General features: G+C 65.0%; 23 protein-coding genes. 7 read left to right on the top strand and 16 right to left on the bottom strand.

Annotated features, from left to right (window positions below):
* Window positions 1–10 precede the first annotated feature (10 nt).
* The 6 genes from IC605_RS06645 (at window position 11) to IC605_RS06620 (ending at window position 7218) form a co-directional block, all read left to right on the top strand.
* Window positions 11–1324 (top strand): lipopolysaccharide biosynthesis protein, encoded by a 1314-nt coding sequence (locus tag IC605_RS06645; RefSeq protein WP_281416214.1) that lies wholly within the window; start codon window positions 11–13, stop codon window positions 1322–1324.
* The gene (locus IC605_RS06640; RefSeq protein ID WP_216320688.1) at window positions 1321–2700 is read left to right on the top strand and encodes an O-antigen ligase family protein; all 1380 of its coding nucleotides are present in this window, start codon (window positions 1321–1323) and stop codon (window positions 2698–2700) included. The genes IC605_RS06645 and IC605_RS06640 overlap by 4 nt, the downstream gene beginning before the upstream one ends.
* Window positions 2657–3832: a glycosyltransferase gene (locus IC605_RS06635; RefSeq protein WP_216320686.1), complete on the top strand. Its 1176-nt coding sequence runs from the start codon at window positions 2657–2659 to the stop codon at window positions 3830–3832. The genes IC605_RS06640 and IC605_RS06635 overlap by 44 nt, the downstream gene beginning before the upstream one ends.
* Complete coding sequence (locus tag IC605_RS06630; RefSeq protein ID WP_216320684.1) at window positions 3819–4784, top strand: D-glucuronyl C5-epimerase family protein; 966 nt, start codon at window positions 3819–3821, stop codon at window positions 4782–4784. Before IC605_RS06635 ends, IC605_RS06630 begins: the two co-directional genes overlap by 14 nt.
* 254 nt (window positions 4785–5038) lie before the next feature.
* A complete protein-coding gene (locus IC605_RS06625; RefSeq protein WP_216320682.1) occupies window positions 5039–6007 on the top strand; it encodes a glycosyltransferase in 969 nt (322 codons plus the stop codon).
* Window positions 6004–7218 carry a glycosyltransferase family 4 protein gene (locus tag IC605_RS06620; protein WP_216320680.1) on the top strand — a complete coding sequence of 405 codons (1215 nt, stop codon included), beginning with the start codon at window positions 6004–6006 and terminating at the stop codon, window positions 7216–7218. The genes IC605_RS06625 and IC605_RS06620 overlap by 4 nt, the downstream gene beginning before the upstream one ends.
* 167 nt (window positions 7219–7385) lie before the next feature.
* Here IC605_RS06620 and IC605_RS06615 read toward each other — a convergent pair whose 3' ends face one another.
* The 4 genes from IC605_RS06615 to IC605_RS06600 all read right to left on the bottom strand — a co-directional run bounded on the left by IC605_RS06615 (window position 7386) and on the right by IC605_RS06600 (window position 11291).
* Window positions 7386–8318, bottom strand: a complete 933-nt coding sequence (locus tag IC605_RS06615) for a plasmid replication initiator protein (RefSeq protein WP_216320678.1) — start codon at window positions 8316–8318, stop codon at window positions 7386–7388.
* 3 nt (window positions 8319–8321) lie between these two features.
* The gene (locus IC605_RS06610) at window positions 8322–8681 is read right to left on the bottom strand and encodes a replication initiator protein A (RefSeq protein ID WP_216320675.1); all 360 of its coding nucleotides are present in this window, start codon (window positions 8679–8681) and stop codon (window positions 8322–8324) included.
* Window positions 8682–9378: 697 nt separating this feature from the next.
* Window positions 9379–10731, bottom strand: coding sequence for an O-antigen ligase family protein (locus IC605_RS06605; protein ID WP_216320672.1), 1353 nt, complete (start codon window positions 10729–10731; stop codon window positions 9379–9381).
* Complete coding sequence (locus tag IC605_RS06600) at window positions 10728–11291, bottom strand: tetratricopeptide repeat protein (RefSeq protein ID WP_246580501.1); 564 nt, start codon at window positions 11289–11291, stop codon at window positions 10728–10730. The genes IC605_RS06605 and IC605_RS06600 overlap by 4 nt, the downstream gene beginning before the upstream one ends.
* A 267-nt stretch (window positions 11292–11558) precedes the next feature.
* Between IC605_RS06600 and IC605_RS06595 the strand changes: the two genes are divergently transcribed.
* Window positions 11559–12233, top strand: a complete 675-nt coding sequence (locus IC605_RS06595; protein ID WP_216320670.1) for a hypothetical protein — start codon at window positions 11559–11561, stop codon at window positions 12231–12233.
* Window positions 12234–12311: 78 nt separating this feature from the next.
* On the opposite strand, the gene IC605_RS06590 is transcribed toward IC605_RS06595, so the two are convergent.
* The 12 genes from IC605_RS06590 to IC605_RS06535 all read right to left on the bottom strand — a co-directional run bounded on the left by IC605_RS06590 (window position 12312) and on the right by IC605_RS06535 (window position 23970).
* On the bottom strand, window positions 12312–12791 hold the full coding sequence (locus tag IC605_RS06590) for a hypothetical protein (protein ID WP_216320668.1): 480 nt from the start codon (window positions 12789–12791) through the stop codon (window positions 12312–12314).
* Window positions 12792–13058: 267 nt separating this feature from the next.
* On the bottom strand, window positions 13059–13976 hold the full coding sequence (locus IC605_RS06585) for an NAD-dependent epimerase/dehydratase family protein (RefSeq protein WP_216320666.1): 918 nt from the start codon (window positions 13974–13976) through the stop codon (window positions 13059–13061).
* Entirely contained in the window at window positions 13973–14749 is a 777-nt protein-coding gene (locus tag IC605_RS06580; protein ID WP_216320664.1) for an SDR family NAD(P)-dependent oxidoreductase, read from the bottom strand. Before IC605_RS06580 ends, IC605_RS06585 begins: the two co-directional genes overlap by 4 nt.
* Window positions 14742–15761: an SMP-30/gluconolactonase/LRE family protein gene (locus IC605_RS06575; RefSeq protein ID WP_216320662.1), complete on the bottom strand. Its 1020-nt coding sequence runs from the start codon at window positions 15759–15761 to the stop codon at window positions 14742–14744. Before IC605_RS06575 ends, IC605_RS06580 begins: the two co-directional genes overlap by 8 nt.
* Window positions 15758–16885 carry an FAD-dependent oxidoreductase gene (locus tag IC605_RS06570; RefSeq protein WP_216320661.1) on the bottom strand — a complete coding sequence of 376 codons (1128 nt, stop codon included), beginning with the start codon at window positions 16883–16885 and terminating at the stop codon, window positions 15758–15760. The genes IC605_RS06575 and IC605_RS06570 overlap by 4 nt, the downstream gene beginning before the upstream one ends.
* A gap of 14 nt (window positions 16886–16899) precedes the next feature.
* A complete protein-coding gene (locus tag IC605_RS06565; protein WP_216320659.1) occupies window positions 16900–18057 on the bottom strand; it encodes an alpha/beta hydrolase family protein in 1158 nt (385 codons plus the stop codon).
* A gap of 2 nt (window positions 18058–18059) precedes the next feature.
* The gene (locus IC605_RS06560; protein WP_216320658.1) at window positions 18060–19061 is read right to left on the bottom strand and encodes a fumarylacetoacetate hydrolase family protein; all 1002 of its coding nucleotides are present in this window, start codon (window positions 19059–19061) and stop codon (window positions 18060–18062) included.
* 71 nt (window positions 19062–19132) lie between these two features.
* Window positions 19133–19891, bottom strand: a complete 759-nt coding sequence (locus tag IC605_RS06555) for a cyclase family protein (RefSeq protein ID WP_216320656.1) — start codon at window positions 19889–19891, stop codon at window positions 19133–19135.
* A gap of 9 nt (window positions 19892–19900) precedes the next feature.
* Complete coding sequence (locus IC605_RS06550) at window positions 19901–20932, bottom strand: VOC family protein (protein ID WP_216320654.1); 1032 nt, start codon at window positions 20930–20932, stop codon at window positions 19901–19903.
* Window positions 20933–21033: 101 nt separating this feature from the next.
* Window positions 21034–22581, bottom strand: coding sequence for a GMC oxidoreductase (locus tag IC605_RS25355; protein WP_216320652.1), 1548 nt, complete (start codon window positions 22579–22581; stop codon window positions 21034–21036).
* Window positions 22578–22973 (bottom strand): C-glycoside deglycosidase beta subunit domain-containing protein, encoded by a 396-nt coding sequence (locus IC605_RS06540; RefSeq protein WP_216320650.1) that lies wholly within the window; start codon window positions 22971–22973, stop codon window positions 22578–22580. The genes IC605_RS25355 and IC605_RS06540 overlap by 4 nt, the downstream gene beginning before the upstream one ends.
* A complete protein-coding gene (locus IC605_RS06535) occupies window positions 22966–23970 on the bottom strand; it encodes a sugar phosphate isomerase/epimerase family protein (RefSeq protein WP_216320647.1) in 1005 nt (334 codons plus the stop codon). Before IC605_RS06535 ends, IC605_RS06540 begins: the two co-directional genes overlap by 8 nt.
* Window positions 23971–24015: the final 45 nt, after the last annotated feature.

The raw sequence follows: 24015 nt of genomic DNA, 5'->3' as shown, positions 1-24015 counted from the left end.
GCGCTACGACATGGAGAGTCTGCGTACTGCTAGGAAGGACCCTTCGGGATTCCTCGGCACCATTCTCCGGCTCGTATCGGCGAATGTCATAAACAACCTGGTTTCCTTGGCCGTGACCCTGTTCGCGGCACGCGCCCTCGGTCCAGTCGAGTTCGGAAAGGTGGGACTGGCGCTCAGCATCGTCATGTTGTTGCCGCTCGTTTACGACTTCGGACTCAGCACCGCTCTGGTCAAGCACCATCAGAAGCCGATTGCCGCCATCCGAGGTCCGATTGAGGCGTCTGTTGTTCCCGTGCTGCGCGTCAAGACGGTGCTTGCGCTCGCCATGGTGATGCTCGCCCTGGTCTTCACGCCGTTCCTGAATTCGGCGGTGTTTCCTACGTTGGCTGGGACAGGAAGTCTGCTGGTGCTCTCAGCCGTCTCTGGAGGTCTGCTGAGCCTGTGGGCGACTCTAAGGGCCGCCGAACAGGCCCGGCAGGAGTACAGGGCTATCGAGAAGAACACATTCCTCTATGCCTTGCTCCGGGGGGTGAGCGCCCTGGTCTTGTTTCATTTCTCGGGTGTTACAGCCACGACTACCCTGCTTGCCTTGTATGTCCTGCCCCTGGCACTGTTCGTGTTGGGTCACTCCTTGCTGGGTAACTCTGCGGTGCCACTTGGACCGGTCCTGCTCCGCTCACAGCCGGGCGAGGGACAGGTGCTCCGGGCGTTGTGGCGCTATGGCGGCTGGGTCGGCGTCTCTGCCTCGAGTTTTGTCGCACTATCGCGCCTTCCCCAGTTTGTGCTAGAGCATCGGGCGACGACGGCCGAGGTAGGTACGTACAGCGCCGCGCTGACCTTCCTGGCGGCGTTCTCGCTGCTCAACGACGCGGTGCGGCTGGTGATGCTTCCCAGGGCGAGCGGGTTATCGACCGCTCAAGAACGGGCGCGTTTCCGGAAGCAGGTTCGGGGCTTCCTACCCAGGTACGCCGTGTTGATGGCCATCGCGACTCCAGTCGTAGCCGCTGCCGCCCTCGTTCTCCTCGGGGAGCCCTACCGCGCCTCTATTCCCGTGCTCCTCATCTTGAGCATAACGACGCTCACCGGAATGTACCTGGGCATCTTCAACACGCTTCTGCATGCACACGAGCAGCCACAGTACGACGCCGCCGTCAACATAGGGAGATTGGTGGTGCTGCTCGCTCTCCTCCTCACGGTTCCCCCCACGCCGCTGTGGGCCGCCGCTGCCCTGGCAGTAACCCAGATTTTGGGAGAAGTGGTCCTGTACTTCCTCGTGAGCCGTCTGGAGGCGAAGGCCGAAGGGGCCAAGGAGATGAAGGAATGAGCTTTGTCAGATTGCCGCACAGTGGGAATGTTCGCCTGTTCCACATGGCCTTCATTGGCCTGCTGCCCTTGTTGCTGGTGCTCTTCGTCGTGGCTCAGCAAGGTGTGGACTCTCTCGTGCTTTTACTCCTGCTGGCTAGCGCCGTAAGTTTTGGACTGGTGATGTGGCGCTGGGAATTGGGCCTCTTCCTGCTCGTTGCCATGTTGCCCTTCGAGGCGTCCTTCATCGTCGGTGGATTTCGAGACGGCATGAAGCTATTGACGGGAGTCACCTTCGTGTCCTTGATCTTCAAGGCGCTGAGAACGGCGTCCGTTCGCGAGAAACTGGTTCAGGTTATGCAGCGGAAGCTCACTTTGCTGCTGCTCACGCTCGTGGCGTGGTCTTGCATCTCAATGTTGTGGGCGGTGAATCCAGGAGTCGCACTACAGCGGTCGATCACCTTCCTGGGCGTCTTGCTGCTCTTCATCATGGTCGCGGCACTTGAGGCACGCTTGATCAAACGAATGTGGCTCGTGGGAATCCTCTCGGGAGTCGCCGCTGTCGTCGGCGCCGCCGCAGCGGGCGGAGCGGCCGTCGGGCGGTTCACAGCCGCGAGTGAAGACCCCAACGAGTTCGCCGGGCTGGTCCTGATCCTGGCTGCCTTTCTGAGCTACGGCGGGGTGTTCCGGCGCTTCGGGACCCTGAGGTGGATTCTCGTCGCAGTCCTGTTGATCGGCGCACTCCTCACTCAGTCTCGTACGGGCCTGATAGCACTTGCTGCGGCTCCCCTACTCTCGGCAATCATCCTGACTTTCTCAGGAACACGTGTACTGGCAAGGACGTTGCTGCCCTATGCCCTCCTCGTGGCGCTGGTCGTGGGCGTGCTTAGTGCCTGGCCCGAGGTAACCGCGCCGCTCGTGGACCGCTATTCGACCCTGTCGAACTATCAGAGCGCGGATACCTGGGCAGGCAGGTTGGGAATCTGGCAGGGAGGGCTACAAATGGTCGCCCACTACCCTTGGTTGGGCGTTGGTGCTGGAAATTTTGCCGTCCTATCTCCTGAGTATTCTCTTGCTGCCGCTCACCTTGATTTTCTCCGTCCTGGAGGAGCTGTGGCACACAACATGTTTTTATCTATCCTGGCGGAGTTAGGGGTAGTTGGCTTGGTATTATTTGTAGCGATTTTATTTAAAGCTATACGCACGGCCTATAGCTTATCTCAAAGAAGTCAGATGGCGACCGCTTGCCTCGTCAGCCTGTTGGTTTATTTTGTAATGGGTAGTACGCTCTCTTGGGAATATTCAAAGCTACCTTTCTTATTGCTGGGTAGCGTAATTTCTCTGTCAATATGCAATGAATCTTATCGACAACTTCCTCTGCGAAGGCAAGCTGTCTAAGGACTTAGGAGAAAATTATGCTCATACGAAGGATATTTTCATGAGAGTGTTACAAGTTGTTCCTGATCTAGGTGTTGGGGGCGCTGAGCGTATGGTTACTCAGTTGTCCATTTCTCTAGCGTATCTGGGCGTAAACGTGAAGGTGATCAGTCTCTATGATCGGAAGAGTACGATGAACGAAGTTGCTCTGGATGCGGGGGGAATTGATAGTGTGTATCTTTCAAAAAGTGCGGGATTCGACGGCAAGATGTTCCGCTCTTTAGGAAAGGAGCTTGGGCAATGGCAGCCGGACGTAATTCATACCCATAGATATGTGTTGCGCTATCTTCTGCCTCATCTCCCTATATCAAAGCGCAGATGGGTCCACACCGTACATAACGTTGCGCACAAGGAGGTGGACCGTGTCGGACGAGTGGTTCACCGCGCCGCATTCGCAGCAGGGGTAGTTCCCGTTGCAATTGCTGGAGAGGTCGCTAGGAGTGTTCGCACGCTTTATGGACTGCGGGAGGTGCCGTTAATTCCCAATGGGATCGACCTCACTTCATTCGGCGTGGTTAATGGTGTGCGCTTGTCCTGGCGTGAGCGGGAAGGGATTGCGGACGACCGAATCCTCTTCGTCGCCGTGGGACGTCTCACCGTCCAGAAGAACCACGCCTTGCTCCTGGAGGCCTTTTCCCGGGTGGCCGATGCCCTTCCGCAGGCGCAACTGCTCATCGCTGGAGAAGGCGAACTGCGTCCTGAACTGGAGAGGAAGGTCGCCGAGAAGAGACTGGGGGGACGGGTGCGTCTTTTGGGCGTCCGGAGTGACGTCGCCGATGTGCTGGCCGCCTCCGACGTCTTTGTCATGTCCTCAGATTGGGAAGGCCATCCTCTGTCCGTTATGGAGGCTCTCGCCGCTGGGCTCCCCGCCATTTCGACAGATGTGGGTGGAGTGCCGGAACTCGTTGTCTCAGAGGAAACGGGCCTGCTGGTGGCCGCTGGAGACGTCGAGGCCTTTTCGGAATCTATGCTCCGTTTAGGGCAGAGTGAAGAGTTGAGGACCCGAATGGGTCAGGCTGCACGCACGTCTTCCCGAAGATTCAGCGTCGCAAAAATGACCGAAAGGTATCTAACTCTCTATGAGCAACGGTGATATGGTTAAAATCCTTCCTCCAATGCTTAAACATTGGAGAAAAATGCTGATGGGAAGAAGCTATTGGCATGCCCCGCAAAGTTTGGGAAGTCAGTTTGAATCTCATAAGTTAGCAGGCTATTTCAATGATATGAAAGCAAAGACTGAGTGGCAGGGCCCCAGGAGTGAGCAGGGCTTCCCGTTAGTTGACGCCCACGGAGAACTTATTCTATTTCCGACCACGTTATTCCAGAAGGCCTTGGGTCACTGGGATCAGATGCTCAGTAGAGAGCATCAGCGAGAACACCATGAGAACGAGTTTCTTAAACTCGCGTTGTGGGCATTGAAGACTCAAGATGCCCATGGAGGCTGGACAATCTGGCCGTTGTTACACATGAGCTTTCCTTCCCTCTACTCAGCCATGACTCAAGGAGAAGGAATTTCGGTACTTGTTCGAGCATACTCTCTGAGCTGTGATGTCCGTTTTCTACGTGCAGCAGAGGAGGCTGTTCGACCCATGTTAATCGAGGTTTCAGAAGGTGGAGTAGCGCGAAAGGTGCCGGAAGGAGTTATCTTAGAAGAGTTCCCGCGTCTACAGACTGATGGGGTTTTGAACGGCTGGATTTTTGCTCTATTTGGATTAAGAGACCTATTGATGGTGACTGATCATCCGGACGCAAGGATGATGTTGAAGGAGTCTATTTCAACACTTGTAAAGTTACTACCTAAGTATGAAATGAGCTATTGGTCGTATTATGATTTGACGGGGAAGGTTGCAAGTCCATTTTATCACCAACTTCATATTGCCCAACTGAGTGCTCTTGAATTATCATTCCCGGAACACGAGGCGAACTTCAGAAGAGCGCGTCTGCTTTTCGAAAGCTATGCGTCTTCGACCCCAAACAAAACGCGAGCAATGGTTGTTAAACTCTATCAAAAGTTAATCAAGCCCCCCGCCGTGGTGGTCCATTGAATATTCTTTACGTGACAACGTCCTTACCCTACGGTCCCGGAGAAGCCTTTGTCCTGCCGGAGTTGGCTGAGTTGATAAAGCGGGGGTATCAGGTCTGGGTCGTGCCTTTACATGGACGTGGCAAGTTCATGCATACAGATGTGCACAAATTGCTTTCCCATTGTCTATTGCCCCGGTTGCTTGACAGGCATATCTTCTGTGGCGCGATAGCAGAGTTTGTCCGATCTCCTGGGGCGTCTCTAAGAGCTTTTCGCTTGTTATGGACCCTCCAGCCAAGGCATTTTGCCAAGAATTTGAGTGTGCTGCCTAAAGGTCTGTGGATCGCTCGTGAGGTAAGACGACTGGGAGTCGAACATATTCACGTTCATTGGGCTGCCACGACCGCCAGCATGGGCATGGTGGCGAGTGAGGTCTCTGGCGTACCGTGGAGCTTCACGGCGCATCGTTGGGATGTCGTTGAGAACAACCTGCTCATGCGCAAGGCCCAGCACGCGCTGTTCGTGCGTTTCATCTCGGAGAGCAGCCTTCGGCTGGCGCTGGAACGCAACTTCCGTGCACAGGATCGAGCACAGGTGCTTCACATGGGTGCCGTTCTCCCCGACGAACTTCCCGCAGAGGACCATCAGCGCCACAAGATGCGGGTGCTTTGCCCTGCGAACCTGCTGCCTGTGAAAGGCCATCGGTACCTGTTGGAAGCGATGGCCCTTCTGCAGGACGAGCCCGTGGAACTGTGGTTGGCGGGCCAGGGTGAACTGGAGAATGCTTTGCGTGAGCAGGCAACACATTTGCAGTTGAACGACCGCGTGCGCTTCATGGGTCAACTGCCCCACGAGCAGTTGTTGCGGCTGTACCAGGAGGGCGAGGTGGACGTGGTCGTCTTACCTAGCTTGGACCTCGGCGGAGGGCTGCACGAGGGAATCCCCGTGTCGCTGATGGAGGCGATGGCTCACGGGCTGCCTGTGGTATCGACGCGAACGGGGGGCATTCCGGAACTGCTGGACGGTGGAGCAGGGGTACTCGTTCCGCCAGCAGATGCCCTCGCGCTGGCGGACGCTTTGAGAAGCTTACACACCGAGCCTTCCACGCGACGAGCGTTGGGTCGCGCGGGACGAGAAGCAGTCGTCGGTCGATTTTCCATTGCCCGCGTCGTAGATCGCCTCGAAGCCTTGTGGCAGGAAATGTCTCCGACCACGCAAGCATCACACGGGAAGAACACGACATGAAAATTTGGATGGTCAACCAGTACGCGATTCCGCCGGAGCAGGCGGGGATCACCCGGCACTTCTCCTTCGCGAAAGCGCTGGTGGAAAAGGGACACGACGTCACCATCATCGCTTCGAGCTTCGACCATGTGACACAGAGAGAGACACGGCTTCAAGGCCGGGCACTGTGGAAGTTCGAGATGACCGATGGGGTCCGGTTCTTCTGGCTACGAACACCCCCGTACAAGGGGAACTCCAAAGCGCGGATGGTGAACATGGCGGTGTTCGCGTGGCGTGTGCTGCGAGAGACTCACCGCCTGGGCAAACCTGACGTGATCCTGGGCTCCAGCCCTCACCTGTTTGGTGCTTTGGCGGCGCGGTGGAGGGCGTACTCGCTGCGCGTGCCCTTCGTCCTGGAGATTCGCGATCTCTGGCCGCAGTCCCTGATTGACCTTGGGAACGTGTCGGAGGGACACCCGCTCGTCCATGCTTTGCGTGTAGTTGAGCGTCATCTGTACTCGACAGCCGATCAGATCGTCACGTTGCTTCCTGGAGCGGTGAATTATATCGAGCAGCGTGGTGGAAAGAAGGGTCGGGTGACGTGGGTTTCGAATGGTGTTTCGCTAGACGACGTTCTTCCTTCGGAAGGGGTTGTTGAGGGAAAGTCTTTCCGGGTGGTCTACGCGGGAACACATGGGCTTGCAAATGGACTTGATTCTATTCTTGACGCAGCAAAAATTGTCTGTGAGCGTGAACAGAGAGACGTTGAATTTGTGTTCTACGGTGATGGGCCCGAGCGTCGACGTCTTGAGGCACGAGCTTCGAGCGAAAATATCACCAATTTAACTTTTATGGGCCCGGTGTCAAAGAATTGTATTTACGAAGAACTCGTCAAAGCGGACGCTTTCATTGTAACTATGCGAAACATTAACCTTTATCAACATGGCATAAGTTTCAACAAGCTATATGATTACCTGGCTTGTGCTCGGCCGGTCGTCTTTGGAAGTAACACGCCAAACAATCCTGTCGCCGATGTGCTGGCTGGAATTACCGTGGAGCCTGAGAATGCTGTGCAGATGGCAGAAGGAGTCATGGCGCTCGCCAAGGCAACGCCGCAGGAGCGGGCTGAGATGGGCTGGCGTGGCCGTAGATTTGTGGAGGAGAATTACAGCCTCATTGCCCTTGCCGCTCGTCTCGAACAGGTGCTGCAAACTGCGACGAGAAGGTCGTAACAGCATAACGTCCTTCTAATTTGAGAATCCCTACGCGTATGGCGAACTGGGACGCTGGCACTCCCACTCCCTCAGACAAATTGCTGCGTTCCTTCAGATAGATCACCAGAACGTCTTGGGCAGCTCCCCATCTTCCCGGTCGCCGGTTGTCTCGACCAGCCCATGCCTTACAGGGGTGTACCCAGGATGCCCACCGCCAACTCCAGGGCCTCGGGGCCTGGGCGCTTCACCGCTGCGACCAGCGCCGCTACCCCTTCCGGTGAGAGGGTCGCCAGCGCCTCCTGCGCCAGGGGTGAGGGGTCGCGCTTGAGCTTGAGCTTAAGCATCACCGCCACCGCCCCCCGGGGATCGGCCGCCGTCTCCTGGGCGGGCGCGGGCCGGGGGGCCCGTTCCTTCCGAGGTGAGGGGAGCGGTTCCTGAGGTGCGTATTCCCACTTCTGCGGATTTTTGATCGCGTCGACGATGGCCGCCGAGAGCGAGCGCGGCTTCCACCCGCCCTGCACCCGGTGCTCTACTGCCTGGATGGCTGGCATGATTCGTTCGGGGTGGTCAGCCGACACTGAAGCCGCCACCGCCGGGACTACGCCGCGTAAGGTGAGTTCACGCACCTGCTCGGGGTGGGAGGCGGCGCGGAAACGGTACGTCAGGCTGCGGGCCGCGCCCCGTCCTTCGTCCTCGACGACCTCCAGGTAGCCCTCGTTGATCAAGCGTTCGTGCGAGGCCTCCAGGGTGCCTAGCGCTGCGTCGGTACGTTCACTCAGCCCGCACGCGACAGTCCACTCGCGCAGATTGACTCGCATTACCTGGGCCAGGTGGTCACCGCGAATGCGGTGGGCGGCCAGTGCCCGGTACAGCGCCCGGCTGGGGCTGCTCCCGAGTCTCGCCATCAGGTCTCCGTCGAGGATTTGGTATAGCCCGTCGCGGATCAAGGAGGCGAATGTGATCGTAAAGGCCACGTCCACCAGAGAGTCGGCGCTCACCTGTACCCCCACGAAGTCCTCGGTCCCCATGTCGTCGTCGAGCCACAGGTCGGAAATGATGCCGGTGGAGGTCGTGCGGCTCTCACGCCGCGTGTTGATGCCGCCCCAGGTGGCCGACATCTCCTAGCGCACCGAGGCGAGCCGCAACAGCCCTTCCCGCAGTCGCACGTAGTCCTTGGCCGAGCGCGAGAGGTTGACCATGCCCAGCAGCACGCTGGGAGGCACCCGGATGCGGTTGCTGTCTGGGCAGCCCGCCTTGAAAAAGAGGGTCTGCAAAGCCAGCAGGATGTCGCCGTCCACTCCGAAGGGCCGCCCGCGATGGGAATGTCCAGAGACCGCATAGCGCACGCCGTTGGCCTCAAAGTGCGCCAGCCACTCGCGCTCCCGGGGCGCGGGCTGCGAGGCCGAGACGATCCCCGCCCGGGCGAGGTCCAATTCACTGATCCGTGGATCGTCCACGTCCTTGATTGTAAGTAAGGTCAAAGACAAAGGGTTGAACTGATGATCAATCAAGGGCATACCCCATGATCGTCTGGGACGCTGTTTCTCGATTTCAGTACCACTCTTTCCCCGCCAAAATCCCACATTTTCCCCGCAAAAGAACCATACTTTTCCCGCCCGATGTCCACAGTTGTCCCGCTCAAATGCCACACTTTTCCCGCACTATCCCAGGCTGACTCGCGACTATGGCGCGGGAAAAGTGTCGTGTTACCGCGGGAGAAGTGTGGTACGGGGACGGGGGAAAGGTGTCAATGGCGCGGGGAAAGTGTGGAGAAGTCGCGGGAAAAGTGTGGAAGAGAACGGGCGCAGCGAGCTGCCCGATCCAGAGATCACTGGGTGATGCTGGGCTGGCACGGCTGGGAGTCTCACAACCACCCTCCTGATCACCTCCGAGCCCCAAGCGGAGGACTGATTACTGGAGCGCAGGATGGCCCGCCCGGTCATCGGGCATGTCGCACAATCTTTTGCTCCAACGTGACGTTTTGGTATCAGTCGGAGGGGCGGACTCACCCTTCGGGAGGCCGCTTTCCAGGCTCGGTGAATAGAAGAGGCCGTTGGTGTGGGTTATCCACCGCCCAAGATCTGGCCTGTGTTGGGCAGGGGCACGGCCCAGGGTGTCGTGATGTCCTCTCTGTTACGAGCCAAGAGGCTTTGGCCCAGAATGAGTCTTCTTCAGTGCTCAGCGCTCGTCGACATGGAGAATTGCCTCCTCAGCCCCCGTCAAGTTACCCCGTGCGGACGGGCGAGCATGTACCGGAACCCTATGAAGCGACGAGCAGGCACGAGGTTTGCGGGTTGTCGTTGTCGCGGCAAGGGCCAGCAGCCCGAAAGCTGTCAGAAAGGTGCCGGGTAGGACAGTCAGGTGCCCGTCGTACACGCTGGCGAAGGCCAGGGCGATCAGGGCGGACGGCCAGAGGAGAAAAGAGCGCGCGTTTCGCGGGCGCAGAAAAGGGGTCAGCAGCACAGCCGAGAAGAGGCCCAAGCCGATCACACCGAGTTCTGCGAGAAGTTGAAGGTAATCGCTGTGGGCGTAGTTGACAGCCTTGGCATCCATTCCTGTGCCGACAACGCGCTCTACCGCGCGATACCTGGGCGCTTCGACGAGGAACTGTCCCACACCTGTCCCTGTCAGCGGGTGCTGCTGCCACATGTCCTCGCCGTACCGCCACACCGCCTGTCGTACGACGACGAAACGCTGCCAGCTATTTGCCAGACCGATCTGGCTTTTGTGCTGGGCGAACAGTGCTTGGCCTTGGGGAGACAGGAAAAACACACCGCCGAAAACGGCCGTACCCAGAGCCAGCCCTGTCAGGGTCGCCCCAACCCATCTGCACTTCGTCCACACCCAGACAAGAAAAGGCAGGGCGGTGGCGAGGAATACAGCCGGAATGCTGCTGGCGTCCGTCTTGAGGTTCAGCCAGTGCAATGCGGCCAGCAGCCCGGCGAGGGCCAGCGTGTGCAGGTGCGGGCGCGTCAACAGGATCAGGCTCGTCAGCAGGGCCGCGACCGGGATCAGGAAGCCGCTGAAGTGGCTGGGGTTGAAGTAGGGACCCGTCACGAGGTTGGGTCCGGCCCCCGGGTAATACTCGAAACCCGGCACGAACACGCCCCGCGTTTGCAGGTACGCGAGCGCCAGCGCGGCGACGCCCGTCAGGACCATGACCGTCAGGACGACCGCCTGCCGCGCCCGGGTCGTCGCCAGGAGGTGCAGGCTGACCGCCATGCCGATCACCGCCGTCCACACGCCCGCCCAGCGGTAGGCCTCCCACTTGTACGGCGCCCAGCCCGTGCTCGCCCAGACCCAGGCGAGGAAGGCCAGCGCCAGGGCGAGCCACCCGGGGTTCGAGGCGCGCACCTGTCCCCGAACACCCAGCGCCACGAGCGTGACGGCGAGGGTGACGCTTCCCAGCAGGGTCAGCCCGCGCAGGCCCCACCCGAAGGTGCTGCCCTGCGCGAGCGGGCCCCAGGCCAGGGTGAGACAGGCGAGGGCCAGCGCCAGTCCCTCCAGGCCCGTGGCGAGTCGGGGCCTCACGAGGCTCCTCCCAGCCGCTTCAGGGCCGCCTCGCACTCCCGAACCGTGTCGATGGCCCAGCACCGCTCGTAGGCCTGCCGGGCGGGCTCCAGGCGGCGCAGCGCCTCCAGCGAGCGGGCACGCTCCAGCCAGTACCCGGCGTTGTTGGGATCGAGGTCGAGGGCCGGGGCCAGCAGGCTCAGGGCGCGTTCGTGCTGGCCCTTGAAGGCGTACATCCGGGCGTGTTCGTAGTGCGGCACGGGCCAGTGCGGGCTCAGCGCCGCCGCCCGACTGAAGGCCGCGTCCGCCTCCCGCCCGAGGGCCGGGGTCTCGCGGAAGTACCACAGGCCCCGCGCCCCCTCGGCGACGTCCAGGTGCAGCCCCGCGTCCCCCGGGCTGAGAAGGGCCGCCCGCCGCCGCAGCGCCTGCGCCTCGTCGAACAGGGCGAGGTCCTGACGCGCCTGTGCCTCGCGGGCGAGCTGCCCGGCCCGCAGGTCGGTGAGGGCCCCCCGGATGGGAAAGGCGAGCGGCAAGACCAGGGGCACGCAGACATACCAGGGGAGGGATAAGGTTCTGGTCATAAATGAAGACGCGCGACCGGGTGAAGCGGTCAGCGTGCCGCCATTGTAAAGAGCGCGCGCCGAGGGCAGAGAGAAATTTTTGACGGCGAAGAATCCCCATTCCGACGATGATCTTCATGAGGTAGCCCACACCCCCTCTGATCTTCACCACGGACGACGGTTCAGAATTCCACCTCTTTCCATTCACGTTCCGTCTCGGGCCGAGACGAATGTGGAGGCGCCCCGTTTTGCCCATTCGGCCCGCATGTTGCAAGAGGAGGAAGAGAGATGAAAAGAGCTTTTCTGCTGGGAGCCCTGCTGCTGGGCCTGACCGCCTGTGGAGGCGGCGGAGGCGGAGGCGGGACGGTCACGCCCGACACGTCCTACCCCTACAACCCCGACGCGAGCGTGACCCAGTCGAGCGACGCCCGCATTCCCTACCGGGGGGACTGGGTCTTCGTGGCGGTCCTCGCCGACGGCAGCAAGCGGTACGGGGTGGCGAGCATCACGACCAAATATTCGGACGCCAGCATCAAGAACGCGGGCGGCGGCTTCATGGCCTGGTGCGTGCAGAGCGACTGCGCGAAGGACGACGAGCAGGGCACCGGATTGATCGGATCGGCCAGCGCCTCGGGGACCGCGCAGCTCACCATCGGCATGGTGCCGGAAGGCAGCACCTCCACCCGCTTCTGGATGATCGACACGAACGGCCGCGTCGAGAAGACCAACAACCAGGCGACGATCAGCGGCCAGGGCTCGTGGATCGGTGCGGCGGGCACCGGACAGGCGGCGACCTTCGCCTTCGTGCAGGTCAACACCGAATCCAAGCTCGGCACCCAGCAGGTTAAGGCGCAGGCCCTCCAGACCGCGCAGGCGCTGGTGCAGGGCCGCGCCCCGGGTGCCCAGCAGGCCGCGCCCCTCGGAGCGGTGCGGACCGTGCTGGAGCGTGCTCTGGCGAAGTAAGATTCAGGCACAAGAGGGGAGGGGACGCGTTCGTGGCGCGTCCCCTCCCTTTTCAAGTGGCCTGCTGGTGGGCGGAGGTCAGTTCCCGCCGCCACGGGGCGTGACGGGCTGTCCGGCGGCGAGGGCGGCCTGGTTGGCGGCGGCGAGGGCGGCGGGGTCGCCGAGCAGGGAGTTGAGGCTCTGCTGGTTGTTGACGGCGAGGCTGGGGTTTTGCTTGATCAGACCGGCGACGGCGCTCTCGAAGAGGGTCTTGCCCGTCGCCGATTCCAGCACGGCCTGGGTGACGAGCGTGGTGGGGGCGAGGGTGTTGCCGTACCGCAGCAGGCCCGCGAGGGCGGCGGGCGAAATCCGCAGCTTCTCGCCGATCAATCGGGCGGCGGCGGTGTTCGGCTGCACCTTCTGCAACCGGGCGACGGTCAGGGGCGGCTGGATGCCCCGGGCCTGGCCGATGGCGATCAGGGTGGTGTACCCGCTGACCTGCGAGGTCTGGGCGGCGGCAGAGGTGGCGAAGACGGAGGCGGTGGCGGTGGCGGCAAGGACCAGGGAAAGCTTGTTCATTCGGCTCCTTTGAAAAAGCGAGGGGCGCCCTCACTGATCCTAGGGAGTCTCCCCTCACGACGCTCACAAGTTTTTTACACGCCCCCCCCCTCTGGGTGAAGGCCGGCCTGTTTCGGAGAAGCCCCGGGTGTCCCGTCTCGATCTCCATCCGGCCCGTGAGCTTTCTTGCGCCGCACCGGCCGACGGGCATCCCGACTCCTTCCACCGCACCCGGAGTGTCGAATGCCGCAGGGTGGGCGACCTCGCACTTCCCGTCACGCTGCATGGTCAGCGCGCCGCCAACGCCGCCTGGACGAGCTGCGCCGCGCTGCCGTCGTGCCGAAAGCCCAGCGCCTGCGCTTCTGGAGTCTGCAAGGGGGGGAAGCGCCCGAAGACGGCCTCGGTGGACTCCAGCGGCTCGTACCTTACCAGAGCCCGGCGGTCCTCCCCGAACAGGTCGCAGAGGGCCGAGACGACCTGCGCCACGGACAGATGCAGGGCGGGCAGCGTGAACGTGCCGGACGTTCCCAGGGAGGCGGCGTGCAGGAGATTCCACGCCGCGCAGGAGGCCGACATCCACCACGCGGTGGCGTCCGGCGACACCGGGCAGATGGACGGCGCCCCGGCCGAGAGGGAGCGGATCAGGTCACCCATGAACGCCGAGCCGAACCCGGAACCCTCTCCCGGGCGGGCCACGAGTCCCGGGAGACGCAGGGCCACCCCGACCAGCTCACCCCGCCGGGAGAGGTCCTCCAGCGCGAGTTCCATCATGCGCTTGTGGGTGCCGTAGCTGAGCTGCGGGCGCAGGGGAGTCCGGCCGTCCACGGGCGACGTTCCGAGGGCCCCGTACACGGCGACGCTGCTGGCGTACACCACCGTGGGGGGCCGCGGGGCGTCTGCCAGCCCCTGAAACAGGTCCAGCGTGGCGTCCACGTTCACCCGCCGCCCCAGCGCGTACTCCCGCTCGGCGAGGGCCCCCGGCACGCTGGCGAGGTGAAAGACCACCTCCGGCCTCGCCGCCAGGGCGGCCTCCAGCCCGGCGGCCTCACTCAGGTCGCCCTCGATCACCCGCGCCCCTGGGGGTGGGGACGGGACCTCGCGGTCGAGCAGGGTCAGCCTATCCTCCGGGCTCATCCGGGCCAGCAGGGCGTGCCCGAGGTTCCGGCCGACGAACCCGGCGGCTCCTGTGATGAGGTACCGCGTCATGGGTTCCCGTCCCCGACCGTCGTGCCGCCGTCCACGATGAGGTTTTGCCCGGTGATGAAGGCCCCTGCCCGGGAGGCCAGCATGACCACGACGCCCGCCACCTCGTGGACTTCCCCTCCCCGCCGCAAAGGGGTCAGGGCCAGGCGCCGTTCCATCACCTCCGGGCGCTCCAGCATCGGGCGGGCGAAGGCCGTGCGAATCAGCCCCGGCGAGACGCTGTTGACGCGGATGTGCTGCGGGCCCCACTCGACGGCGAGGTTGCGCGCGAGTTGCGTGACTCCCGCCTTGGACACGCCGTACACGCTCAGCGAGCGGTTGCCGCGCACCCCCGCGATGCTGGAGACGAAGGTGACGCTGCCGCTCCCCCGGGCGAACAGGGGGCCCCGGACCAGCGTGGAGAGGTGCCACGCCGCTTCCAGGTTGACCCGCATGGTCAGCGCCCACTCGTCCTCGGTGGCTTCCCCCATCGGCCCGGCGTGCGGCGCGACCCCTGCGGCGTGCACCACGGCGTCGAGCCCCCCGAAGTGACGGACGGTCCCGGCCACCAGTTCGGCCAGACCAGCCCGGTTCCGCACGTCGCAGGGCATCGCTTGGGCCTCGATGCCCTGGCCCTGAAGGTCCCGCGCCGTCTCCCGGCAGGCCGCCTCGTCCTCGGAGGACACGACGACCGCCGCGCCCGCTTCCCCCATCGCCCGCGCGGTGGCCCGGCCGATGCCGCTCGAACCGCCGGTGATCAGGGCGACCTGGCCCCGCAGGCTGAAGAGGTCAGGCACGGTCCCCCCAGTGGATCATCGGGGCGCCGGGGACCGGGCTGCGGAAGAAGGGGACCGTGGTGCCCCGCAGGCTGCCGAGGTACACGGTGCGCAGGTCCGGCCCGCCGAAGGTCAGGCTCGCCATCCAGGGGCAGAGGGTGCCGTGGTTGGCCGCCATCACCTCGGGGGTGACCTGGCGGGCCGCGAACGCCCGCTCGTAGGCCGCGTTCGCCGCCGCGTCGCCGTCGTCCAGCAGGGTCAGCAGCTCTCCTTCGGGAGTGAGGGCCACCAGCCGGTCGGCGAAGATCAGCGTGATCCAGAGGTTGCCGTGCGCGTCGAAGGCGAAGCCGTCCGGGTGGCCGCCCAGATCGTCGGGCCCGTAGACCTCCCGGCCCGTCAGCGACCCGTCGGGCTGAACCCGCAGACGCGAGATGCGCCGCCCGGTGCTCTCCACCACGTACAGCCACTCCTCGTCCGCGCCCAGGCGAATCTCGTTCGTGCCGCAAAAGCCGTCCGCCACGATGCGGGCGCCGCGCTCGTCGATCAGCGCCACGTAGCCGTCGTTCGCCCGGGAGTTGAGCTGGTTCGTCCACGGCTGCTCGCGGGTGGTCACGCTGAACCAGATACGTCCTTTCGAGTCCCGCAGCGGGAAGTTCGCCTTGCCGAGCGGCTGCCCGCCGATCTCCGCGCAGACCGTCCGCACCTCTCCCGAGCGCGACATGATCTCGATGACGTCCGTGCCCCAGTTGGCGACGATAAAGTCGCCCTCCGGCGTGAAGGCCAGCCCGTTCGGCAGGGAGCCCCGGGCCTGCACGTAGCGCGTCTCGAAGTCCTGGGAGGTCACGCCCGCGGACTGGGGCAGGATGAGCCGCTGCTCTCCACCGCTGCCCAGCCGCATCACGTCGCCCCGCCCATCTGCCGTCCAGACCGTGCCGTCCTTTTCCGCCAGGATGCACTCGGGCCTTTGCAGGTCGCGCCCGAGAAAGCCGATGTCCCCCCGCCGGACCTGCCAGCCCCTGAGGGGGTTGCTCATATGGGCTGAGCGGTGTAGTGCAGCATCTCCCCGATCACCTTGGGGTGGTTCAGGGTGTGGTCGTTCTCCATCTCGGCGCGGCAGATCATCAGCGACTGGTCCTGAATGTACTTGGCGCGGGCAAAGCGGCGGTCCATGAACTCCCGCAGCGTCTGCCCCAGGGGCTGATCCTTTTCCAGCAGGGTACTCAGCACCACGGCGTCCTCAATCGCCATCCCCGCCCCCTGACCCATGTGCGGCGTGGTGGTGTGCGCGGCGTCCCCGATGAGGAGCACCCGGCCCCTGAACCAGTCCTCCTCGATAAAGGTCACCTCCATCGGGCGGTAGACCACCTCTGCCGGGTCCGTGATCTGTTCCCGCAACTCGGCGACGCGCCCGACGAACTGCCCGAGGCGGTCGCGCATCAATTTCGCCAGCTCCTCCTTCGGGTGAAAGGGGTTCCCCGGCTCCTTGGTGGTCACGTACAGGTACACGAGGTCTTGCGAGAGCGGCACGACGCCCGCCGAGTTCCCCTGGGTGTCCCGGTAGGTCTGGAGGGCGTCGTCCTCCGGCCTGCGCGGAAAGTTGTGCCGCCACACCGACTGGCCGACGAACTGCGGGCGGTAGCGGTCCCCGAACAGCAGCGTCCGGACCTTCGAGTACGCCCCGTCCGCGCCGACCACGAGGTCGTAGCGCCCCGCCTCGCCGTCGGTGAAGGTCACGTCCACATGCCCCTCGTGCTGGTCGAAGTCCTCTACGGTCACGCCCAGCCGCACGTCCGTCCCCTTTTCCAGCGCGGCCTCCTTCAGCGTCTCGTGCAGGGTCGAGCGGCGCACGCCCATGTTGGCGGGGTACTCGGCCCCGGCCAGCCGCTCGCCGGGAATGCGGGCCCGCCTCACCCCGTCGGGGCTGTAGAACTCCACGTCCTCGAAGGGGAAGCCCGCGCTCAGGTAGCGGTCGAGCAGCCCCGCCTGCGCCATCGCCCGCACCACGTTGCCCTGCTGGATGATGCCCACCCCGTAGGCATTCCACGCCCGGTTCATCTCCACCATGTCCACGCCGATGCCGCGGTCACGCAGCATGGAGGCGAGCACCAGCCCGGCGATGCCCCCGCCCACGATCAAGACCTTCCTGACCTCACTCATGTCCCCCGCTCCTCTCAGGTGACGTGCCCGCCCAAGCGCTCGGCCACCCAATCCGAGATGTAGTCCAGCCCGTAGGCGCTGTTGTCCACGCTGCTGTGTTGCACTCCGCCTTCCTTCTCGGTGAACACCTTCAGTTCCTTGTCGGGGCTGTTCACCAATTGCTCGTAGGTCTGATGAGCGTACTTCAGCGGAATCTGGCGGTCCTGCTCCCCGTGCGTGACGAGGAAGGGGACCCGGATGCGGTCCAGTACGCCGTCCAGCGTGATCTTGGGAATCAGCGCCATGAACTCGTCCATGCTGCCCGCGCCCCACACCCACTGCACGTGCTCCCAGTAGTGCGGCACCGGACGCTCGCCCTCACGGTTCAGGCGGGCGAGTTGGACCTCTCCCCAGTTGTGGTTCGCCCCCCACACGGCGCCGAGGGCAAAGCGGGGCTCGAAAGCCACCGCACGCGGCGCGTAATAGCCGCCCAGCGACACGCCCTGCAACCCGATCCGCTTGGGGTCGATGTCGTCCCGCGTCTCCAGGTAGTCCACGACCTTGCTCGCCCACGCCTCCGAGTCGTGGCGGGCGGTCAGGCCGTGCAGGCGCAGGGCTTCCCCGGTGCCCGGTTGGTCGAGGCACAAAGAAGAGATGCCCCGCTTCGCCAGATGCTGTGGCAATCCGACGCGGTAGAGCATCTCCTTCGTGCTGTCCAGGCCGTTGACCTGCACGAGGAGGGGAGCGGGACCCGAGACGCCCTCCGCCCTCGTGTACAGACCGGCGAGATGAGCCCCCTCGTAGGGAATCTCGACCCGCTCGCAGTTCTCGTGGGCCAGCCTCACGCCGCGCTGAAAGCAGTCCTGAAACTTGGCGTAGAGCGCCTTCCTCGGCTCGTAGTCCCGGGCCTGCATCCGCTCGGCGGTGAGGAGGTAGACCGCGGCGCGGCCCAGCTTGGTCCCGGCGCTGATCAGTCGGCCCCTCGCCTCGTCCTCCCGCGCCTGACCGATCAGCTTGTCGCCCATGTGCTCCCAGGACTGAAGGAACATCCGTGTGCCCTCGTCGTCGCCGCGCTGGGAGACCTCCAGCAGGGGGCGGCACATCTCGTCGAGTTCGCCGATCCTGGCGCCCATCTCCATCGCCAGGTTGAGGGCGAGGTTCCAGACGTAGTTCTTGGGGAAGTACTCGAACATGCTCAGACCTCGGTGAGACGGGGTGTGCGGCGGGTCGGCGTCCAGCCCTGCCCGTCGGGGTGGCCGATGCGGTTGCGCAGCACGCCGATGCCCTCGATGTCGAGTTCCACCACGTCGCCGGGCTTCACTTCCCGCCCGAGTTCCATGCCGCAGCCGCGCCCGACCGTGCCGCTGCCGAGCAGGGACCCCGCCACCAGAGGCTCACTCGCGCTGGCCCACGCGACCATCTCCTGCACCGTCCACATCAGGGTCGAGGTGCTGCCCTGCGACCAGACCTCGCCGTTCACCCGAGCGGTCATACGCAGGTCGTGGGGATCGAGTTCGTCCGGCGTGACGATCACCGGGCCGCAGGCGGAGGCGAAGTGCTTGCCCTTGCTCGGCCCCAGGCGGCCCCTCATCTCCCGAAGCTGGATGTCGCGCGCCGAGAAGTCGTTCAGGACCGTGAAGCCGAGGATGTGTGCGTCCGCCTGGGTGGGAAGGATGTTGCGCCCGCCCCGCACGATCACGATGCCGAGTTCGAGTTCGTAGTCCATCCGCGACTGCGCGTACGTCGGCCACGGCATGGTGGCGTCCGGGCCGATGAAGGCGGGCGCACTCCCGAGGTAGGAGATGGGCAGTTCGTACACCACGGGATCGACGGTGCCGCCGCTGCGGGCCGACGCGTTGACGATGTGCTCCTCGAAGGCGAGGAAGTCCCGGAAGGTGGCGGGGTCGATGGGGGAGAGGAGAGAACCTTCTCCGGCCACGGCGTCCCCGCCCGTGTCGTGGGCGGCGGCACGCAGAACGTCGAGGAAGAGGTCGCCGTGCGTCAGGGCGGCGGCGAGGCTGCCCGGCACGACCAGGCGGGCGAGGTCGAGGGCGGCCTGTGGGGTGGCGCCCCGGCGCTGCAAACTCAGGCCGTAGTGGCGGCGCACGTCCACCAGGGGGGCCTGCTCGCCCTCCTGGACGACGATCCGTGCCTGGGGTCCGTCGGGGGTGGAAAGGGAGATTCGGGCGATACGCATGGGGACTCCAGGGGAAGGAGAGGGGCCGTGGCGTCCGGGGGGACGGCCAGCGGCCCCGGACGTCGAACAGCTCAGTTCAGGATGGCGACGACCCGGGCGGGCGCGGCACTCCCACCGACCAGCCGCAGCGGGAAGCAGGCCACCTGGAAGCCGGTGGAGGGCAGCGCGCCGAGGTTGGCGAGCCGTTCGATCTGCGAGTAGGGCAGGTCCACCTGATGGGCGGCCCAGAAGACGCCGGGGGCGTTCCCCTCGCGGGCGGCGGCGGCCTGCTTGTCCAGCGGCGCGTCCCAGCCCCAGGCGTCGATGCCCATCACCCGGACGCCCTGCGCGAAGAGCCAGCGGGTCGCGTCGGCACTCACCCCGGGCCCGCGCAGCCAGTAGTCGGGTTGGCCGTAGAACTCGTCGCGCCCGGTGCGGATGAGCACGATGTCGCGTTCCTCCAACGTGTGGCCGACGCGGGAGAGTTCCGCCCGCACTTCCTGGGCCGTCACCGCGTCCCCGTCCGCCTTGTGCCGGAAGTCGAGCACCACGCCGGGCGCGAAGAACCACTCCAGCGGCAGTTGGTCGATGCTCTGCGCGGGCTCACCCTGAATGGTCGAGTTGTAGTGCAGCGGCGCGTCCACGTGAGTGCTGGAGTGGGTGCCGAAGTTGGTGAAGGTCTCGGTCGCCCAGCCCTCTCCGCCTCGCAGCAGGTCGCGGGGAACGCCGAACATCTGCTCGATCTCGGCGCCGCCCTGCGCGTTGCCGCTGTAGGTGATGCTCACCCGCTGGAACTCGGGCACGCCGGGCGGCGAGGGCTGAATGGGGACGGACAGATCGATGACGCGCATGGGGAAGGCTTAGCCGCGACCGTGCGCGCCGTAGGGGTTGGCGAGTTCCCGGGCGAGGTCGTCCTCGGTGCCGGGGAGGGCCCCCTCCTCGGTCGCGCTGGGGCCGGGGGCGGGCGGGAAGCTCTCGGTCATGCTCATGGGCATGGCGGAGTTGCGGTACAGGCTGTTGCTCCCCTGCGCGGGCTTCCAGTCGTAGGGCTCCCAGTCGGGCACGTAGTTGCGGTAGCCGCCCGTATTCAGCTCGACGCGCAGCCCGCTCGGCTCGCGGAAGTACAGGTAGGTCTGCTCGCCGATGCCGTGGATCGAGGGGCCATACTCGATGGGGGTGCCGTTCTCCAGCAGCACGTCGGCGGCGACAAGGTGCTCTTCCCGGGTGTCCACCCAGAAGGCGATGTGGTTCACCCGGCCCGGCACGCCCGAGCCGTCGAGCACCACGCCGAGGTCGTGGGACTTCTCGTTGGTCGTGAGCACGCTGAACACCGTGACGGGCGCGTGGTCGAGCGAGGTATACGCCATGATGCGGAAACCCAGCGTCTCGCTGTACCACCGCGCAAAGCCCTTCACGTCGCTCGCCGCGACCGTCACGTGGTCGAGGAAGCGGGGGGCGACCCCGTGGTTCGTGCGCCGGGAGGGCCGGTCGGGGTACTGGGACTGGTGCTGGCCCTCGGCCCGGTGCTTCTCGACCTCCCAGAACAGCTCCATGACGTGCCCGTAGGGGCCAGTGAAGCGGTAGGCCCGCCCGTGGCGGTGCCCGGCCTCGCGCCACTCGCCCTGCACGCCGGCGGCCTCGATGCGCCGCACGGCCTCCTGCAATCCCTCTGCGCTGCTCGTGCGCCAGGCCATGTGGGCGAGGCCGGCCTGCTCGCCCTTCGTCACGACGAGGCTGTAGGTGTAGTAGTCGCCCCAGCAGCGCAGGAACACGGAATCGCCGTCCCGCTCCACTTCGCGCATCCCCATCTGCTCCTCGTAGAACCGCACCGAGGCGTCGAGGTCGGGGGTGGTGACTTCCAGGTGGGCGAGGTGAGACAGCAACTGGATCATGATCGTCCTCTCCGGTGGGGCTCCGCCCACCATACTGACTTATCTTTGATGTTTGATCAAATATGACACGTGAGCAGGGCGGGCGCAACCCCTCTTGCCGGTCAGCCCGCTCCGACGCGCTCCCCCGAACGCTCGGCCAGCAGGGCGGTGATGCCGTCGCAGGCCCGGACGGCGAGGGCCACGCTGGTGACCGTGGGGTTGCAGGCGGTCGAGGTCGGGATGACGCCGTTGCCCCCGACGAAGAGGTTCCGGTAGCCCCAGACCCGCGAGTGGCCGTCGCACACGGACTCCCCGTCGTCGCGCTCGCCCATGCGGACGGTGCCCTGGTAGTGCAGGGAACTGCCGGAGGGCAGCAGGAAGGGCCGGTCGTTCGTCAGCGGGCGGCCCAACGCGCGGGTCGCGAGTTCGATCTCGGCGCGCGCCCCCTCGATCACGGCCTCGTCGGCGGGGGTCAGGGTGTGGTGGACCGTCATGCGGGGGAGACCCAGGTGGTCCGTCTCGCTCTCTGAGAAGGCCACGTGGTCCTCGCGGCGCACCTCCTTCGCGCAAAACCAGCCCAGGCCGACGACGGGTGTGCCGGTGTCGTGCTCCACGGGAATGGGGATGGGGGAGGCCTCCAGCTCCATCACCTGGCCGTGGTAGGGGTGCCCCGGCGAGTGGAACGGAACCCAGGACACGCCGCCCGCCGCCGGTCCCGGATGCTCGGGCAGGAGGGCCGGGTTCAGTTGCACCGCGCCGAGCACCTGCGGCTGGTCGTTGAGGTAGTGCCCGAGCGCCGGGGGCCGGATGCCCGACGCCCACAGCAGTTGCGGGGTCCGCAGCGAGTCGGCGGCCACCACGACCACCCGCGCCCGCACCTCATCCCGCTCTCCCGTGGGGAGGTGTTCGAGGACCGCGCCCGTCACGCGGTCGCCGTCCACGAGGAGGAGGCGGCAGAGGGTCTCCGACCGGAGGGTGAACTTCGCGCCGTGCCCTTCCTCCGCCAGCGGACCCAGCACCACGTCCACGCCCGCCCAGCGCCGCTCGCCGCCCTCCATCCGCGCCGCGAGGGGCATGGGCTGGACGGGCCGCTCGGGGGACAACCTCTCCCCGAAGGCGTCCATCAGCGCCCGGCGGATCGCCCGAGCCGCGTCGGTGTCGGGGTAGGCCTGTTGTGTCACGCCGAGGATGCGGTTGGCCTGGTCCAGCGCCGCCTGCCACTCCTTTTCGGGAATGAAGTCGATGCGCTCCGTATTTCCGGGCGGGGGGCAGGCGCAGGTCCAGTGTGCCCCCATCCCGCCCACGTTGGTGGACAGGGCGGCGGCGGGCATCTCCGGGCTGCCGAGCAGGAAGGTGCCGGGGCGGGCGAGCAGGCCGGGCCGCGTGGGGGCCCCCCCGCCCGCCTCCTCCCCCGCCTCGGCCCGCTGTGCCGGTGTCGGGGTGCCGTAGCTGTACTGGGTCGGCCCCTGGGAGCGCACCTGCGCCCGCTCGCGCTCGGCGGGGTCGGGGATATTCTTGACGTGCAGGCCGGGGCGGGCGGTGAGCTGCGGCCCGGCGTCGATCAGCAGCACGCGGGTCTGCGGGGAACGTTCCGACAGCACCCGGGCGAAGGTTGCACCTATCGGACCGCTGCCGACGATGAGCACGTCGGTTTCGAGTGGGCCCGTCACGTCCCCACCAGCGGGAGGGTCTTGCGGTCCTGGCCGGTCAGCATCATGGGCAGGTAGGAGACGCGCAGGCGGAAGAGGACGCCGACTGAATGTTCGCCTTCTGGCAATCCGCCCGGCTTCCTGACCGTCACCGTGCCCACCTCGCCGAAGTTCCAGACGGCTTCCGGCTCGTGATCCATCTCGCGCACGGGATAGGTCCGGCCACCCAGCGTGACCGACACGTCCTCCACCGGGACGGGCTCGCCGCCCAGGGTCACGTCCACCGCCTCGATCATGGACAGCCCCAGCCCCCGGTAGTACGGCAGCCGCGCGCCGAACTGCACGCCGACGACATCGCCGCCCTCCACCACGTTCCTCAGCGTGTCCTCCACGACGATGTAGCGGTCAAACATGCTGCACCTCCCGCTCGCCGATCAGGCGGGCGAGCATCCGCTGGTGGCGGCGCACCTGCTCCACGCTGTCCACCTCGAAGGCGTCCTGAATGTGGCGGTTGCCCTCGTACTCGCTGGCGAGGTAGCCCGAGAAGCCGCCCTGCCTCAGAATCGGGATGACCTGCTCGTACCCCAGGCTCGTCTCCTGGTCGTTCTCGTCCATCTCGTAGAACTTGGCGTGGACGTGGAAGATGCGGTCCATGTGCTCCAGGAGGTGCCGGGGATTCGACCACAGGTTGTGGCGCAGGACCTCGGCCATCGCAATATCGACGCGGTTGCCGCCCATCTCCCGCACGTCGTTGATGACGTACTCGGCGAGGGTGCGGCGGTCGTACTCCCGCCGGATGTGCTCGGCGATCTCGGGCGTCGCCCCCTGCCGCAGGAAGCGGCCGATCATCACGGGCGGGTAGTGATCGGTGAAGATGCCCATGTCCGGCACGAAGCCCAGCAGGGGCGAGCCGACGCGCTCCATGTTCTCCAGGTGCCGCAGAATCCAGGGGTGGTCGAAGTGCAGGGGCGCGTGGACCTCCAGCCCCATCCGCACGCCGTACTGCTCGGCATAGGGCACGCAGCGTTCCAGCACCTCGGGCGTCACGAACACCAGCACCCGCATGACGGTGCAGCCCAGTCGACTCGCGTGCTTGAGGTCCCGCACGACCGACTCCACCTGCTCGTCGAGCGTCAGGGTGCGGCCCTTGAACCGCTTCGTGTCGAGGAACATGTCGTGGCAGACGGGCACGGTGCCGTACTTCGCCATCATCGCGTGCCAGCCGTCGTAGAAGGCGTCGTCGAGGTGGGGGAAGCCCGGCATCATCTGCTCGGCCAGCGTCTCGATGCCGTAGGCGCCCATCCTCGCGCAGGCGGCGACGCAATCTTCGAGGGTCATCTTCCGCAGGAAGAACTCTTCTTGAAAGCTGTAGAGGCTCACGCCGCGTTTGATCTGTGCTGGCTGTGTCATGCAACGTCCTCCTGGAAGCAGGCGTGGAGCCCTGCCCGAAACGTG

Source organism: Deinococcus aestuarii (assembly GCF_018863415.1).
Classification (GTDB): Bacteria; Deinococcota; Deinococci; order Deinococcales; family Deinococcaceae; genus Deinococcus; species Deinococcus aestuarii.
The sequence above is the reverse complement of the archived record's forward strand: the minus strand, read 5'-3'. Positions and strand labels throughout refer to the sequence as shown.